The sequence below is a fragment of the Bradyrhizobium sp. HKCCYLRH2047 genome, assembly GCF_051168175.1.
In the GTDB taxonomy this organism is placed as follows: domain Bacteria; phylum Pseudomonadota; class Alphaproteobacteria; order Rhizobiales; family Xanthobacteraceae; genus Bradyrhizobium.
Genome location: NZ_JBNPUM010000003.1, coordinates 73,181 through 86,823, shown reverse-complemented (window position 1 = coordinate 86,823; position 13,643 = coordinate 73,181). Strand labels below are relative to the sequence as shown.

Below are 13,643 nucleotides of genomic sequence, written 5' to 3'. Positions count from 1 at the left end.
AAAGCCCGACATCATTGCCGAACAGGTGATCCCATGACGCTCACGACCGTCTCCCAGAACAAATCCCATGGCGGCGTCCAGGGCGTCTACCGCCACGCCAGCCAGGAGACCAAGACCGAGATGACGTTCTCGGTGTTCGTGCCGCCGCATGCCGACGGCGCGAAGCTGCCGGTCGTCTGGTATCTCTCCGGCCTGACCTGCACCCACGCCAACGTCACCGAGAAGGGCGAGTTTCGCGCCGCCTGCGCCGAGCTCGGCCTCGTCTTTGTGGCGCCCGACACTTCGCCGCGCGGCGACGGCGTGCCCGGCGATCCCAACAACGCCTATGATTTCGGCCTCGGCGCCGGCTTCTATGTCGACGCGACCGAGGCACCGTTCGCGAAGAACTACCGGATGTGGAGCTACGTCACCGAGGAGCTGCCGAGCGTGGTCGCGGCAAACTTCCCGGTCGATCCGCGCCGGCAGTCGGTGATGGGCCACTCGATGGGCGGCCATGGCGCGCTCACGGTGGCGTTGCGCAACCCCGACCGCTACCGCGCGGCCAGCGCGTTCTCGCCGATCGTCGCGCCGTCGCAGGTGCCGTGGGGCGAGAAGGCCCTGGGCGGCTATCTCGGCGCCGACAAGGCGGCGTGGCGCAAGCACGATGCGGTGGCGCTGATCGAGGACGGCGCGCGCGTCTCCGACCTGCTGGTCGATGTCGGCACCGCCGATCAGTTCCTGACCCAGCAGTTGCGCCCGGAGTTGCTCAAGGCCGCTTGCGACAAGGCCCACATCCCGCTGCTGCTGCGCAAGCAGGAGGGCTACGACCACAGCTACTACTTCATCTCGACCTACATGGCCGATCATCTGCGCTGGCACGCCGCGCGGCTCGGCCGCTGACATCAGCCGCGGCCTTGATTTGCCCGACGGGCGCGATCGCGCGCCGTCGAGGCAATGTCATGATCTTCACCGCCCGATCATCTGCTGCGCGCGCAGGCCGATTTCCGCAGGCCGCGCAAGGCGATCACCGTGTCCAGTGCGTCGGGGAAAAAGATTCTGCTTTCGCTTTTCCAGAATACATGATTGTATCGCGCCATCCCGCCTCGTCGAGAGGGCGTATCGCGGTCGTCACGAACGTGGAGGCGGGATGCGGTGGACGCCGGCGGCGCGCAGCATGCTCGCGAGAGCATGCGGACGAACGCGCCGCGGCGTACGGCCAAGTCGCGTGGTCCTGGCATCCCGATGCCGATGCCCCCGTGGCGGCGCGTGAGAAGCGTGTCGTCGCGCACGGTGACCAGAAAGCCCGGCGCACCGGGGAGAACGCGAAGCAACCGTTAAGACCATCCGCGCAGGGAGGGCCGGGATGTCCCAGCCGAACCTGTGGTACCTGCCGCCTGCATTTTCTTCTGCAGGCGGACCATGGGGGCGGCAGGCTCCCGGCCTTCCCTGCGCCTCTTGTTTTAAGGGGCGACCGGCACGCAGAGCTCGGGCGTCATCCGCCGCGAGAATGCACCGTCATATCTCGTCGGCTACTGCGCCTGCGGCGCACCGTAGTTCGGCGCCAGCAGGCGGTTGCGGATCAGCCAGGCCATGGTGCGGGTCCAGGATTCGTCGGTGTTGCCGCGCATGTCGGCGGTAACAGCCGCGACCGGCTTCCCGGTATGCGCGTCGCGCAGATAGATGTTCATGTTGAGGATGAGATTGGAGACCTTCTGCACCGTCCCGGTGATGGCGAGATCGGCACCGATGTCGCCCGCGAGCTTGACGTCGCAGCCGCCGCAGGCCTGCAGATTGCTGTGGTGCGCCGCATCGTTGACGGGGGCGATGTCAAGGACGCGAAAACGTCCGGAATCCTGCAGCGCCGATCGCAACTGCTCGGCGGCGTGCGCCAGCCTGGTCTGCTCGTCCTGGCGCGGGCCCTGCACCTCGCCCTGCAGGCTGGTGTCGATCAGCTCGAAGTCGAACACCGCCACCTTGGTCGGCTCGGCATGCACTGATGTCGCAGACATCAGGATCAGGAACGCGAAGAGAACGGCAGGTTTCAAGGTCGTGATCCGAAATGACGCGACAGCGGCCAAAAGTGGGGTTGAAAGCTAGGCCAATTCGTTCATCTTGCAAGACGAAACCTCGCCGGAAAAGGACGAGGGAACAGTGGGAGGACATGTGGTCCTGGGAGTTCTGGCCCGATCTCTGATCGGCGCGATCGGCCTCATCGCCGCCGCAACCGCCGCCAGCGCGGCGGAGCCGGTCGACATCGCGATCGGCTATCTCGGCCGTAGCGGCGTGCCGCAGACGTTGTCGCCGCTCGACCAGCCGGCGGCCGATGATGGCGTGGCCGGCGCGAAGCTCGCGATCGAGGACAACAACACCACCGGCAAGTTCCTCAACCAGCGCTTCACTTTGATCGAGCGCCGCATCAAGGACGACGAGGACGCGGCGCAGGCCGTCAATGAGCTCGCGGGAAAGGCCGGCTTCATTCTCGCCGACCTTCCGGCGGATGCGCTGCTGAAGGTCGCAGACGCCCTGCGCGGACGTGGCACCACCCTGCTCAATGTCGGCGCCACGGACGACCGCCTGCGCGAGCAGGACTGCCGCGCCAACGTCATCCATGTCGCCCCGACACGCTCGATGCTGGCCGATGGGCTTGGGCAGTATCTGGTATGGAAGCAGTGGAAGCGCTGGCTTCTGGTCACCGGCTCGCACGACAACGACAAGCTGTTCGCCGACGCGCTGCGTCGCGCCGCCACCCGTTTCGGCGCTAGAATCGTCGAGGAGCGCACCTTCGAGGACACCGGCGGCGCGCGGCGCACTGACTCTGGCGTGACCCTGATCCAGCGCCAGATGCCGGTGTTCACGCAGAAGGCGCCGGCCTATGACGTGCTGGTCGCCGCCGACGAGAGCGAGGTGTTCGCCAACTACCTGCCCTATCGCACCTGGGATCCGCGCCCCGTCGCGGGCTCCGCCGGCCTGCGTCCGACCAGCTGGGATCCGGCGCAGGACCAGTGGGGCGCGACGCAATTGCAGAACCGCTTCATGAAGCTGGCATCACGCCGCATGGACGCCTTGGACATGCAGGCCTGGATGGCCGTGCGCATGATCGGCGAGGCTGCCTCGCGCACCAACTCCGGCGACGCAAAGACGTTGACCGACTATCTCAAGGGCCCGAACTTCACCATCGCCGCCTTCAAGGGCACGAGGCTCTCGCTGCGCGACTGGAACCTGCAACTGCGCCAGCCGATCCTGCTGGCTGACGGCCGCATGATCGTCTCGGTCTCGCCGCAGGAGGGTTTCCTGCATCAAGTCTCCGAGCTCGACACCCTCGGTGTCGACCGCCCCGAAACCAAGTGCAAGCTGCAATGATGTCGGATTGGAAGATGTTGATGACGATGCGCAGTCCGACAGGTCGAATGCTGAGAGGTGAGCTCCTCGGATCGAAGGCTCTCCGTTGTGAGGAGGCCACCGTCGACACCGCGCGCGCGGTGCAAGCCTCTCCCCGCGTGCGGGGAGAGGCCGGATTGCATCGCAGATGCAATCCGGGTGAGGGGGACTCTCCACGCAGCGTGCTCGCGGAGAGAGCCCCTCACCCCAACCCTCTCCCCGTGAAGAACGGGGAGAGGGAGCGCACCGCCGTAGCCGCGATATCTCGAGTCGATCGAACAAAGGATCGAATGAGGAAATGGAGCGATCAGCTTCCGAAGCGCTCTGCCGTCGCGGCCTGTCTTCTCACCGCCGCCCTCTCCCTCGCCTCCATCAGCCCAGCGTCCGCCTTCGTCGCGTTCGTCTCCAACGAAAAAGGCAACACCGTCTCCGTCATCGATACCGACACATGGACCGTCACCAAGACCATCAAGGTCGGCCAGCGGCCGCGCGGCATCGCGTTCACGCGCGACGGCAAGTTCGTGATGGTCGCCGTCGGCGATGACGACACCATCCAGGTGATCGACGCCAGGAAGATGGAGGTGGTGGACACCCTGCCCTCCGGCCCGGATCCCGAGCTGTTCGCGCAGGACGCCGCCGGCAAGACGCTCTATGTCGCCAACGAGAATGACAACACCGTCACCGTGCTCGACCTCGAAAAGCGCGTGCGCATCGGCGATGTCCAGGTCGGCGTCGAGCCCGAGGGCATGATGCTCAGCCCGGACGGCAAGATCCTGATCTGCACCTCCGAGACCACCAACATGGCGCATTTCATCGACACGTCGACGCGCCAGATCGTCGCCAACGTGCTGGTCGATGCGCGGCCACGCTATGCCGAGTTCAAGAGCGACGGCTCGGAACTGTGGGTGTCGGCGGAGATCGGCGGCACGGTGTCGATCATCGATCCCGCCAAGCGCGAGGTCACCGGCAAGATCAAGTTCGCCGTGCCCGGCCTGCGCAGCGAGGCCATCCAGCCGGTCGGCATCGCCCTGACCAAGGATGGCAAGACCGGCTTCGTCGCACTCGGCCCCGCCAACCGCGTCGCGGTCGTCGACGGCACCACCCACGAGGTGAAGAAATATCTCCTGGTCGGCCAGCGCGTCTGGCACATGGAGTTTACGCCCGACGAGAAATATCTTCTGGTCACCAACGGCGTCTCCAACGACGTCTCGGTGATCGACGTCGCGGCGCAGAAGGTGATCAAGACCATCCAGGTCGGCGAGCTGCCCTGGGGCATCACGATCGCACAGCCATGACGACGCAGAACGCACCCGCTCTCGACGCGACAGGCGCCACGCCGCAAACGGCTCCCGACCAGGTGCCGGCACTGTCGGTCGCCGGCGTCAGCCATTCCTACGGCGCACGCAAGGCGCTCAACGACGTCAGCTTCGCCGTGAGGCCTGCGAGCTTCACCGCCCTGCTCGGCCTCAACGGCGCCGGCAAGAGCACCTTGTTCTCGCTGATCACGCGGCTGTTCGCGGTGCAGACCGGCCGGATCGGCATCTTCGGCCATGACATCGGCCGTACGCCCGGCGAGGCGCTGCGGCTGCTCGGCGTCGTGTTCCAGCCGCGCACGCTCGATCTCGATCTGTCGCTGACTCAGAACCTGCTCTATCACGCCGCCCTGCACGGCATCTCGCGCCGCGAGGCCCGCGCCCGCAGCGAGGAGCTGCTGACCCGGATCGGTCTCGCCGACCGCGCCGGCAACAAGGTGCGCGACCTCTCCGGCGGCCAGATGCGCCGCCTGGAAATCGCCCGCGCCCTGCTGCACCGGCCGCGCCTCCTGCTGCTCGACGAAGCCACCGTCGGGCTCGACGTCAAGGCGCGCGCCGACATCGTCGGTCATGTCCGCCAGCTCGTCGCCGAGCAGGGCATCGGCGTGCTCTGGGCCACGCATCTGTTCGACGAGATCGCGCCGACCGACGATCTCGTGGTGCTGCATCAAGGCCGCGTGCTGGCGCGCGGGCCTGTCCCGCAGGTCATTGCCGAAGCCGGCGCATCCGACGTCAACGCGGCGTTCGCGCGGCTGACGACGCAGGCCAGCCCGGCGCGGAGCGAGCCATGACCGTCACGACAGTTCACGCTCCTGCCACACCACGCAGCGGCTTCTCGGCCGGTGAGTACATCACCTGCCTCACCGGCATCGTCTGGCGCGAGGGGCTGCGCTTCCTGCATCAGCGCGAGCGCTTCATCTCGGCGCTGGTGCGGCCGCTGGTCTGGCTGTTCATCTTCGCTGCCGGCTTCCGCCAGGTGCTCGGCATCTCGATCATCCCGCCCTACGAGACCTACATCCCCTACGAGGTCTATATCGCGCCCGGCCTGATGGCGATGATCCAGCTGTTCAACGGCATGCAGTCGTCGCTATCGATGGTCTACGACCGCGAGATGGGCAACATGCGCACCTTGCTGGTGAGCCCGCTGCCGCGCGGCTATCTCCTGTTCTGCAAGCTGCTCGCCGGCACCGCCGTCTCGGTGCTGCAGGTCTACGCGTTTCTCGCCATCGCCTGGTTCTGGGACATCACCCCGCCGCCGATGGGCTATCTCACCGTGCTGCCGGCGCTGGTCCTCTCCGGGCTGATGCTCGGCGCGCTGGGCATGCTGATCTCCTCCGGCATCAAGCAGCTCGAGAACTTTGCCGGCGTCATGAACTTCGTGATCTTCCCGATGTTCTTCGCCTCGTCGGCGCTCTACCCGCTGTGGCGCGTCGAGGAAGGCAGTCCGTGGCTCGCTTATCTCTGCGAGGCCAACCCCTTCACCCACGCGGTCGAGCTCATCCGCTTCGCGCTCTATGGCAAGCTGAACTGGGTTTCGCTCGCGGTGGTCGGCGGCTGTACCGCCGTGTTCATGATCGGCGCGATCCTGGCCTACGATCCGTCGCGGGGTCTTGTCAGGCGTGGTCCCGGAGGCGAGGCATGAGGTTGAGAACGATCCTGGCGGCCGTCGCCATCGCAGCGTCAGCAGGCGCTGCGATGGCCGCCGATCCGCGCTATCCGGATTGGCCCTGCCCGCAGGCCAAGGTGCCGGAAATCTCCATCGCGGCCGTGTGGTCCGGCCCTGCGATCGACGATGTCGGCGCGAGCTGGAAGGACGACGCCAAGATCGCGGAGCTGGTCGCCAGGCTGGCGGCGCGCCGCATCCCGCTGGAGCAGGCGCAGAAGGACGTCGCCGATTTCCTGACCGGTACGCCCGAGGAGAAGACCCGCAAGGGCAAGCTGCTGTTTGCCGGCCTTTTCGATACGCTGAACGCCCAGCGGACGTCGGTCATGAACGGCCTCGAGCGCGTCATGCGCAAGCAGCGCGAAGCGGTCGAGAAGGTGCGCGGCGACACCATCGCGTTGCAGGAGATGCACAGCGGGCCCAACCCGGATCAGGCCAAGGTCGAGGAGATGACCAACCAGTTGAACTGGGAGACGCGCATCTTCGAGGACCGGCGTCGCGTGATGAAGTTCGTCTGCGAGGTGCCGACCGCGATCGACCAGCGCCTGTTCGCCCTGGCGCGCGAGATCCAGCAGGACATGGAGTAGCTGATTTGATGCGCTCTCGCCGCCCTCTCCGCTCACTCCTCAGGCCGCGGCTCGGGCTGCGTCTGCTGCAGCGGCAGGTCGGCGCGGCTCCAGCCGTCGGTCCCGTCGGGGTACCAGGCGATGTTGCGATAGCCGTAAGTCAGCGCGCGCCGCGCGGCATTCCACGACATCCAGCAATCTTCGAGGCAATAGAACACGAGCAGACGACCGAAATCGCCACCCGATGCATGGGCGAGGCCACGCTTCAGATAGTCCTCAGTCTGGGGTGCCAGCACGCCGTAGCCGGTATCGGGCAGCCAGATGCTGCCGGGAATGTCCAGGCGCGGCTGCTCGCGCCACACCGTCCCGGCCGGCAGGTTCTTCGGCTTGGGCGGCCGCGGCAGCACATCGACGAAGGCGGCCGATTTTGCGCGCCAGATCGCCTCGGTCTCCCGCGTCGACAGCACGCGCGCTCCGCTCAGGTTCGTCGGCACCGGCGCGCGATAGTTCTCGGTGCGATAGCTGTCCGGCTCCGGCACGAGATCATCGGCCCGCACCGCCACGGCGATCAGCAGCACGCCTGCCAATGCCGCAGCGGTGAGCCGACCGATCATGGCTTCGCTGCAGCCTCGGCGGTGATCAGATGATTGCTCTCGTCCAGCAGCGGCACCCCGAAGTCCAGCAGGATCTTGTTGATCTCACCCTGGTTCTCCTGGATCAGCTTGTTGAGCTGGCGACGCCAGTTCTGGTCCGCGCCACGGACGCCCATGGCGATGCGGTAGATCAGCTTCGGCCCGCTGGTCTCTTTCACCAGCGGCGTGACGTGCAGTTGCGGGCTCGCCTGCTTGGCATAGTAGCCGGCCATCGGCCCCCACAGCACGCCGGCATCGATCTCGCCGGACTTCAGATCGTTGATCATCGCCTCCGCCGAGGAATCGACGCGGGTGTCGATCATCAGCGGATAGGGCTTTGCGGTCGGCATCAGCCCGGCCAGCGCCATGTTGGTCGCCGGCGGCGTGCCCGCCACGATGCCGATGTGCTTGCCCTTCAGCTTGGCGTCCTCCAGCGTCGTCACATCGGCGAGATCGGAGCCCGGCTTGGTCACGATCGCGTAGGCCGTCCGGTAATAGGGACTGGTGCTCTGCACCAGGTCGTCCCCTTGCGGAAAGCCCATGATCACGTCGCAACGGTGCGAGCCGAGCGTCATGCGCACGAATCCGGTGGCCTGCGGGAAGAACGTGTAGTCCACCTTCTTCTGCAGCTTGGCGGCAAAGAGCTCGGCCAGCTTGTTCTCGAAGCCGTCGCCCTTCTCGTTCGAGAACGGCAGGTTGCGCGGATCGGCGCAGACCCTGAGCACCTTGGGATCGACCAGCTCGATCGACAGGTCCAGGCCGTCGTTGCTCTGCGCGAAAGCGGCGGCCGGCCCGAGCAGAGTGAGCCCCGCGGCAACAGCCAGCGAGCAAGCAAGTTTGTGACGCTTCGTCATCCGTATTTCCATCCCTATCGAACGCATCGCGGTATTTTTGAAAATGCTAGGCCGCCGGCCGCGCGGGTGCAACAGTCGCCGTCATCGCGAAGAGTTGACCCAGTGCTGCGCCGCAGCGTCCATGGCCTGATGCACAGGTCCCACGCGAGCAAGGCAAGCCGATGGTGAGGCATCCGATCATTGCGATCATCGCCTGGTGTGCGCTGGCGCTCGGCGGCGCCGCTCTTGCCATGCCCCCGGAACTCGAGGTGAGCGAGATCGCGCCCGGCGTGTTCGTTCACATCGGCCAGACCGCGCTGATGAACGCGGCGAACGACGGCGCCATCGCCAATGTCGGTTTCATCGTCGGCGGTGACGCGGTCGCAGTGATCGACACCGGCGGCAGCGTCCGCGAAGGCCGCGCGCTGCTGGCCGCGATCCGCGCCCGTACCGACAAGCCCGTGCGCTACGTCGTCAACACCCATGCTCATCCCGACCATCTGTTCGGCAATGCCGCCTTCGAGGCGGACGGCACCCGCTTCGTCGGCGCCAAGAACCTGCCCCGGGCGCTCGCCCTGCGCGGGCCGCACTACATCGAGGCGTTCCGGCGCCTGATGGGCGCCGAACTGATCGACGAGGTCCGCCTCGTCGCTCCGTCGATCCTCGTCGATGACGAGATGGCGCTCGACCTGGGCGGCCGCACCCTCACGCTGAAGGCCTGGAGCACCGCGCATAGCGACTGCGACCTGTCCGTCTATGATGACCGGAGCCGGACCTTGTTCGCCGGCGATCTCGTATTCCTGCGTCACATCCCAGTGATGGATGGCAGCCTGCGCGGCTGGATCGCCGACATGGCCGCACTCGCGGCCATTCCGGCCGAGCGCGTCGTCCCGGGCCATGGACCTGTCAGCCCCTGGCCACTGGCGCTCAGTGACGAGCGTCGCTACCTCGACACATTGGCCCACGACGTTCGCGGGCTGATCAAGGCGGGCAGGCCGATCGCCGACGCCGCTGGGGCCGCTGGATCGGAGCGCGGCAAATGGGAGCTGTTCGACGACTACAATGCCCGCAACGCAACTGCAGCATTCTCGGAAATGGAATGGGAATGAGGCGGGTGACGCGCTATGATCGTTAATCCACCAGACTGCCTTGGGAGGACTGCGCCATGATCGGGCTCCGCTTGCCGTCCACATTGCTTCTCGGGGTATGCCTCGCGTTTGCCTTCGCACCTGCGAAAGCCGCTGATGGTTATGATCCATGGCCGGGACTCGTCCAGGACATCTTCAACAACAAGGCGATGCAGGACGGCACCAATGTGCTGTCGATCGAGATGCCGACGCGCGCCGAGGATGCCTCGGTGGTCCCGGTCACCCTGCGTAGCAAGCTGTCGCCCGCCGACGAGCGCCGCATCAAGACCATCACGCTGGTGATCGACCAGAATCCTGCGCCGATGGCCGCCAAGTTCACGCTCGGCGCGGACGCCAATGTGACTGCGATCTCGACGCGGGTGCGCGTCAACAACTACACGGACGTGCATGCCGTGGCCGAGCTGACGGATGGTCAGCTCTATGTGGTCAAGACCTTCGTCAAGGCGTCCGGAGGCTGCTCGGCGCCGGCGGCGAAGAATCCGGACGAGGCCAAGGCGCGCATCGGCCAGATGCGCTATCGGCAGTTCACGCAAAGCAGCGACGGCGCCACGAGCGGCATCCGCGAAGCGCAGGTCATGATCGGGCATCCCAACAATTCCGGGCTCCAGATGGACCAGGTGACGCAGCTCTACATCCCGGCCTTCTTCATCGACCGGCTGACGCTGTCGCAGGATGGCAGCCTGGTGCTGTCGGTCGAAGGCGGCATCTCGATCTCGGAGGATCCCAATATCCGCTTCACCTACGTGTCGAACGGCGCCAAGCAATTCCATGCGGAAGCGAAGGATACGCAGGGCCACGTGTTCGAGCACGATTGGCCGGCCGACGGTTCAGGAACCTGATGCGGCAGAGCGGCAGCGCTTCAGAAGCACCTCACTTCGGCTTCGGCCTGCGCCCGGCGAAGATCGTTCAGCGCGTTGGCGGCCTGCTCGGACGTGCGGAACTGGGTGCCGAGATTGCTGTGCACTTGGGACATGCTGAGGACGGTCTCGGCCGTGACGTAGCGCTCATAGGGGATGATCGAGGCGATCACGTCGATCGAGCAGGAGCATTGCGCGATCGCCTCACGGGTCTCGCCATTCGCCTTCATGCAGCCGAACACATATTCGGCCCGCGCCGAGGTCGGATAGTCGTTGAGCTCCTCGGCACGAGCCGGCCCGGCGACCGCGATCATGGCAACGAGGGCGGCGACAATCGGTCCTACCGGAACAGCACTACGCATCACAGTCCTCCACGGCATCGCAGCCGAAGCTATGCTAAGGGAATGAGGCTGAAAAGAACACATCTCGAGGAATTGCAGACGGGCTCATGACGCAGATCGGTCGTTTGTTGATGGCGATTGTCGCCTGCGCCCTGCTGCCGGTCACGGCATGCTGCGCCGCCGAGACCGTCAAGGTTGCGGTGCAGAAGACCGGGACCTTCGCCTGGGAGCTGGGGGTGATCCGCGCCCACCAGCTCGACAAGCAGGCGGATATCGCGATCGATGCGGTCGAGCTGGCGAGCCCGGAGGCCGGCAAGATCGCGCTGCGTGCCGGCAACGCCGACATCATGGTATCGGATTGGCTCTGGGTGTCGCGCGAGCGTGCGCTCGGCGCCAAGCTGACCTTCTATCCCTATTCGAGCGCGCTCGGCGCCGTGATGGTGCCGGCGGCCTCGCCGATCAAGACGCTTGCCGATCTGAAGGGACGCAAGCTGGCGGTGGCCGGCGGCCCGCTCGACAAGAGCTGGTTGCTGCTGCAGGCCACGCTCAAGCGCGACGGCGTCGACCTGAAATCGCAGGCGACCATTACCTACGGCGCGCCGCCGCTGCTGGCCGCCAAGCTGGCCGACGGCGAGATGGATGCGGGCTTGAACTACTGGAATTTCTGCGCGGCGCTGGAGGCCAAGGGCTTCCGCCGTCTCGCCGGGGTCGAGGACCTGCTGCCGCCGTTCGGTGCCAAGGGCCGCACCGCGATGATCGGCTACGTCTTCGACGAGGACTGGGCCGCCAAGCACCGCGATCTCGTGGCACGCTTCCTGTCCGTCACGGCCAAGGCCAAGGAGATCCTGGCGACATCCGACGCCGACTGGCAGACGATCGCCCCGCTGACCGGCGCGCAGGACGACGCTACCTTGCGCGCCTATCGCGACGGCTATCGCGAGGGCATTCCGCGCCGGCCGATCGCCGAGGAAGAGGCCGACGCGCGCATCCTCTACGGCGTGCTCGCTTCGATCGGCGGCCGCGATCTGGTCGGCCCGTCTCCGGAGCTCAGTCCCGGCACCTACTACAGGGCGGATGCGAGGGATTAGTGCTGCGCTTGTTGTCCTTTGCGCTCCTGCTGGCCACCTGGTGGATTGCCGCGGCTGTCGCCGGCAGCGCCAAGCTGCCATTGCCATCGGCCGTGCTTGCGGTTGCGGTGGCGGAAGCGCGGTCCGGCGCGCTGTTTCTGCATCTCGGCGCTACGCTCGCCCGCGTCGCCCTCGCTTTCACGCTGTCGATGGCACTCGGCTCGGCGATCGGCTTTTTGATGGGGCGCAGCCAGCTCGCCAACCGCCTGGGCGATCCCTGGCTGATCCTGCTGCTCAATCTGCCCGCGCTGGTGGTGATCGTGCTCGCCTATATCTGGGCCGGTCTCACCGAGGTCGCAGCGATCGCGGCGATCGCGATCAACAAGCTGCCGACCGCCGTCGTCACCTTGCGCGAAGGCGCCCGCGCGCTCGATCCATCGCTCGACGAGATGGCCAAGGTGTTCGCCTTCCCGCGCGGACGCATCCTCCGCCATGTCCTGCTGCCGCAACTTGCGCCTTATATTGCGGCGGCCGCGCGCTCCGGCCTGTCATTGGTCTGGAAGATCGTGCTGGTCGCCGAGCTGCTCGGGAGGCCCAACGGCATCGGCTTCGAGATCGGCGTCGCCTTCCAGCTGTTCGACATTCCGCTGCTGCTCGCCTACTCGCTCAGCTTTGCCGCCGTGGTGCTGGTGATCGAGGCTGTCATCGTCCAGCCGTTCGAGCTGCGCGCATCGAGGTGGCGGCTCCGTGCGGCTTGAGGTCGATATCAGGTCCAAGAGCTACACCAGCGCCAATGGCAAGCGCCAGGAGGTGATTGCGGGCATTGCCTTTGCGCTGCAGCGGGGCGAGGTCGGCGTCGTCGTCGGTCCCTCGGGCTGCGGCAAGAGCACGATGCTGCGGATCCTCGCCGGTCTGGACAACGACTATGAGGGCCACGTCGCACAACCCGCCGGCGCCCGGCTGGCGATGGTGTTCCAGGAGCCGCGGCTGCTGCCGTGGCGCTCCGTCGAGGACAATGTCCGGCTGGCAGCGCCCGGTGTCGCCGAGGACAGGCTGGCCGCCATCTTCGGCGTGCTCGAGCTCGAGGGACATCGCAGCCATTTCCCGGGTGAGCTGTCGCTTGGCCTCGCCCGCCGCGTCGCGCTGGCGCGGGCGTTTGCAGTGGAGCCGGACTTCCTGATTCTCGACGAGCCGCTGGCTTCGCTCGACGACGCGCTCGCCGCGCGGCTGCGCGAGGAGATCGCGACGCTCGTGGCCTCGCGCCCCATGATCACGCTTCTGGTCACGCACAGCATGGACGACGCGGCACGGCTCGGCGACCGGATCTTCCTGCTGTCCTCGCGCCCCGCCCGTCTGCTTCATTCAGTCCCGATCGACCTGCCGCGCGCGCAGCGCAACAACGACGCGGTCGCGGCAATCAAGGCCGATGTGGCGCGACTGGATTTTTCCGTGTCATAGTCATGGCAAAGGACATCGGACCCCAGGGAAAACGCCATGAGACGCGCATTCGCCGTGACGGCGATCATTCTGTTCGGCATCCCGCTCGCGACCGCCGCACAAAGCAAGGGCATCCGGCTCTGGAATCTGACCACCGCGACGATGACCGGCTTTCAGCTCTCTCCGGCCGGCCAGAACAACTGGGGACCGAATCAGACGCTGAACGACAAGGACAAGGAGCTCGATCACGACGAACGGCTGAAACTCACCGGAGTCGAGCCTGGGCGCTACGACGCCAAGGTGAGCTATGCCGGCGAGCGCCAATGCGTCGTTCGCGACCTCGACATCACGGCCGACGCCGTGGTCTCGGTGGCGGACAAGGACCTCAAGGAATGCACGAAATAGGCGGCTGACACGCCTGCGGCAAAG

Annotated in this window: 16 protein-coding genes; 12 read left to right on the top strand and 4 right to left on the bottom strand. The window is 66.3% G+C overall.

Going from position 1 to position 13,643, the window contains the following annotated elements; all coding sequences use genetic code 11:
- Positions 1–33: 33 nt before the first annotated feature.
- A complete protein-coding gene (gene fghA, locus ACQR1D_RS07675) occupies positions 34–879 on the top strand; it encodes an S-formylglutathione hydrolase (RefSeq protein ID WP_434837713.1) in 846 nt (281 codons plus the stop codon).
- A gap of 629 nt (positions 880–1,508) precedes the next feature.
- On the opposite strand, the gene ACQR1D_RS07670 is transcribed toward fghA, so the two are convergent.
- Complete coding sequence (locus ACQR1D_RS07670; RefSeq protein ID WP_316239566.1) at positions 1,509–1,988, bottom strand: DUF3280 domain-containing protein; 480 nt, start codon at positions 1,986–1,988, stop codon at positions 1,509–1,511.
- Positions 1,989–2,157: 169 nt separating this feature from the next.
- Here ACQR1D_RS07670 and ACQR1D_RS07665 point away from each other — a divergent pair, with 169 nt between their 5' ends.
- From ACQR1D_RS07665 to ACQR1D_RS07645, 5 genes are all read left to right on the top strand, one after another.
- Positions 2,158–3,339, top strand: a complete 1,182-nt coding sequence (locus ACQR1D_RS07665; RefSeq protein WP_434893863.1) for an ABC transporter substrate-binding protein — start codon at positions 2,158–2,160, stop codon at positions 3,337–3,339.
- A 308-nt stretch (positions 3,340–3,647) separates the two neighbouring features.
- Positions 3,648–4,652 (top strand): YVTN family beta-propeller repeat protein, encoded by a 1,005-nt coding sequence (locus tag ACQR1D_RS07660; protein ID WP_434893856.1) that lies wholly within the window; start codon positions 3,648–3,650, stop codon positions 4,650–4,652.
- Positions 4,649–5,461, top strand: coding sequence for an ABC transporter ATP-binding protein (locus ACQR1D_RS07655; RefSeq protein WP_434886365.1), 813 nt, complete (start codon positions 4,649–4,651; stop codon positions 5,459–5,461). The genes ACQR1D_RS07660 and ACQR1D_RS07655 overlap by 4 nt, the downstream gene beginning before the upstream one ends.
- Positions 5,458–6,312, top strand: a complete 855-nt coding sequence (locus ACQR1D_RS07650) for an ABC transporter permease (RefSeq protein WP_316179911.1) — start codon at positions 5,458–5,460, stop codon at positions 6,310–6,312. Before ACQR1D_RS07655 ends, ACQR1D_RS07650 begins: the two co-directional genes overlap by 4 nt.
- Positions 6,309–6,920 (top strand): hypothetical protein, encoded by a 612-nt coding sequence (locus ACQR1D_RS07645; protein ID WP_315803713.1) that lies wholly within the window; start codon positions 6,309–6,311, stop codon positions 6,918–6,920. The genes ACQR1D_RS07650 and ACQR1D_RS07645 overlap by 4 nt, the downstream gene beginning before the upstream one ends.
- A 32-nt stretch (positions 6,921–6,952) precedes the next feature.
- On the opposite strand, the gene ACQR1D_RS07640 is transcribed toward ACQR1D_RS07645, so the two are convergent.
- Positions 6,953–7,513: a PQQ-dependent catabolism-associated CXXCW motif protein gene (locus ACQR1D_RS07640; protein ID WP_434891880.1), complete on the bottom strand. Its 561-nt coding sequence runs from the start codon at positions 7,511–7,513 to the stop codon at positions 6,953–6,955.
- Positions 7,510–8,385 carry a substrate-binding domain-containing protein gene (locus tag ACQR1D_RS07635; protein ID WP_316179910.1) on the bottom strand — a complete coding sequence of 292 codons (876 nt, stop codon included), beginning with the start codon at positions 8,383–8,385 and terminating at the stop codon, positions 7,510–7,512. The genes ACQR1D_RS07640 and ACQR1D_RS07635 overlap by 4 nt, the downstream gene beginning before the upstream one ends.
- A 161-nt stretch (positions 8,386–8,546) precedes the next feature.
- Here ACQR1D_RS07635 and ACQR1D_RS07630 point away from each other — a divergent pair, with 161 nt between their 5' ends.
- Complete coding sequence (locus tag ACQR1D_RS07630; protein ID WP_434837710.1) at positions 8,547–9,473, top strand: quinoprotein relay system zinc metallohydrolase 2; 927 nt, start codon at positions 8,547–8,549, stop codon at positions 9,471–9,473.
- A 56-nt stretch (positions 9,474–9,529) separates the two neighbouring features.
- Positions 9,530–10,351 (top strand): quinoprotein dehydrogenase-associated SoxYZ-like carrier, encoded by an 822-nt coding sequence (locus ACQR1D_RS07625; RefSeq protein WP_315803717.1) that lies wholly within the window; start codon positions 9,530–9,532, stop codon positions 10,349–10,351.
- A gap of 20 nt (positions 10,352–10,371) precedes the next feature.
- On the opposite strand, the gene ACQR1D_RS07620 is transcribed toward ACQR1D_RS07625, so the two are convergent.
- Positions 10,372–10,731 carry a hypothetical protein gene (locus ACQR1D_RS07620; RefSeq protein WP_316179908.1) on the bottom strand — a complete coding sequence of 120 codons (360 nt, stop codon included), beginning with the start codon at positions 10,729–10,731 and terminating at the stop codon, positions 10,372–10,374.
- An 86-nt stretch (positions 10,732–10,817) separates the two neighbouring features.
- Here ACQR1D_RS07620 and ACQR1D_RS07615 point away from each other — a divergent pair, with 86 nt between their 5' ends.
- From ACQR1D_RS07615 to ACQR1D_RS07600, 4 genes are read left to right on the top strand one after another with little or no spacing between them, the layout of a single operon-like run.
- Positions 10,818–11,798 (top strand): ABC transporter substrate-binding protein, encoded by a 981-nt coding sequence (locus ACQR1D_RS07615; protein ID WP_434837709.1) that lies wholly within the window; start codon positions 10,818–10,820, stop codon positions 11,796–11,798.
- The gene (locus ACQR1D_RS07610) at positions 11,798–12,535 is read left to right on the top strand and encodes an ABC transporter permease (protein WP_315803720.1); all 738 of its coding nucleotides are present in this window, start codon (positions 11,798–11,800) and stop codon (positions 12,533–12,535) included. The genes ACQR1D_RS07615 and ACQR1D_RS07610 overlap by 1 nt, the downstream gene beginning before the upstream one ends.
- Complete coding sequence (locus ACQR1D_RS07605; protein WP_315803721.1) at positions 12,525–13,235, top strand: ABC transporter ATP-binding protein; 711 nt, start codon at positions 12,525–12,527, stop codon at positions 13,233–13,235. The genes ACQR1D_RS07610 and ACQR1D_RS07605 overlap by 11 nt, the downstream gene beginning before the upstream one ends.
- 36 nt (positions 13,236–13,271) lie before the next feature.
- Positions 13,272–13,619, top strand: coding sequence for a hypothetical protein (locus ACQR1D_RS07600; protein ID WP_316179906.1), 348 nt, complete (start codon positions 13,272–13,274; stop codon positions 13,617–13,619).
- Positions 13,620–13,643: the final 24 nt, after the last annotated feature.

Excerpts from the sequence above, each read along its gene's own strand:
- fghA (WP_434837713.1), top strand. The coding sequence starts at position 34 with ATGACGCTCACGACCGTCTCCCAGAACAAATCCCATGGCGGCGTCCAG.
- ACQR1D_RS07670 (WP_316239566.1), bottom strand. The coding sequence starts at position 1,988 with ATGTCTGCGACATCAGTGCATGCCGAGCCGACCAAGGTGGCGGTGTTC.
- ACQR1D_RS07660 (WP_434893856.1), top strand. The coding sequence starts at position 3,648 with ATGAGGAAATGGAGCGATCAGCTTCCGAAGCGCTCTGCCGTCGCGGCC.
- ACQR1D_RS07655 (WP_434886365.1), top strand. The coding sequence starts at position 4,649 with ATGACGACGCAGAACGCACCCGCTCTCGACGCGACAGGCGCCACGCCG.
- ACQR1D_RS07650 (WP_316179911.1), top strand. The coding sequence starts at position 5,458 with ATGACCGTCACGACAGTTCACGCTCCTGCCACACCACGCAGCGGCTTC.
- ACQR1D_RS07645 (WP_315803713.1), top strand. The coding sequence starts at position 6,309 with ATGAGGTTGAGAACGATCCTGGCGGCCGTCGCCATCGCAGCGTCAGCA.
- ACQR1D_RS07640 (WP_434891880.1), bottom strand. The coding sequence starts at position 7,513 with ATGATCGGTCGGCTCACCGCTGCGGCATTGGCAGGCGTGCTGCTGATC.
- ACQR1D_RS07635 (WP_316179910.1), bottom strand. The coding sequence starts at position 8,385 with ATGACGAAGCGTCACAAACTTGCTTGCTCGCTGGCTGTTGCCGCGGGG.
- ACQR1D_RS07630 (WP_434837710.1), top strand. The coding sequence starts at position 8,547 with ATGGTGAGGCATCCGATCATTGCGATCATCGCCTGGTGTGCGCTGGCG.
- ACQR1D_RS07625 (WP_315803717.1), top strand. The coding sequence starts at position 9,530 with ATGATCGGGCTCCGCTTGCCGTCCACATTGCTTCTCGGGGTATGCCTC.
- ACQR1D_RS07620 (WP_316179908.1), bottom strand. The coding sequence starts at position 10,731 with ATGCGTAGTGCTGTTCCGGTAGGACCGATTGTCGCCGCCCTCGTTGCC.
- ACQR1D_RS07615 (WP_434837709.1), top strand. The coding sequence starts at position 10,818 with ATGACGCAGATCGGTCGTTTGTTGATGGCGATTGTCGCCTGCGCCCTG.
- ACQR1D_RS07600 (WP_316179906.1), top strand. The coding sequence starts at position 13,272 with ATGAGACGCGCATTCGCCGTGACGGCGATCATTCTGTTCGGCATCCCG.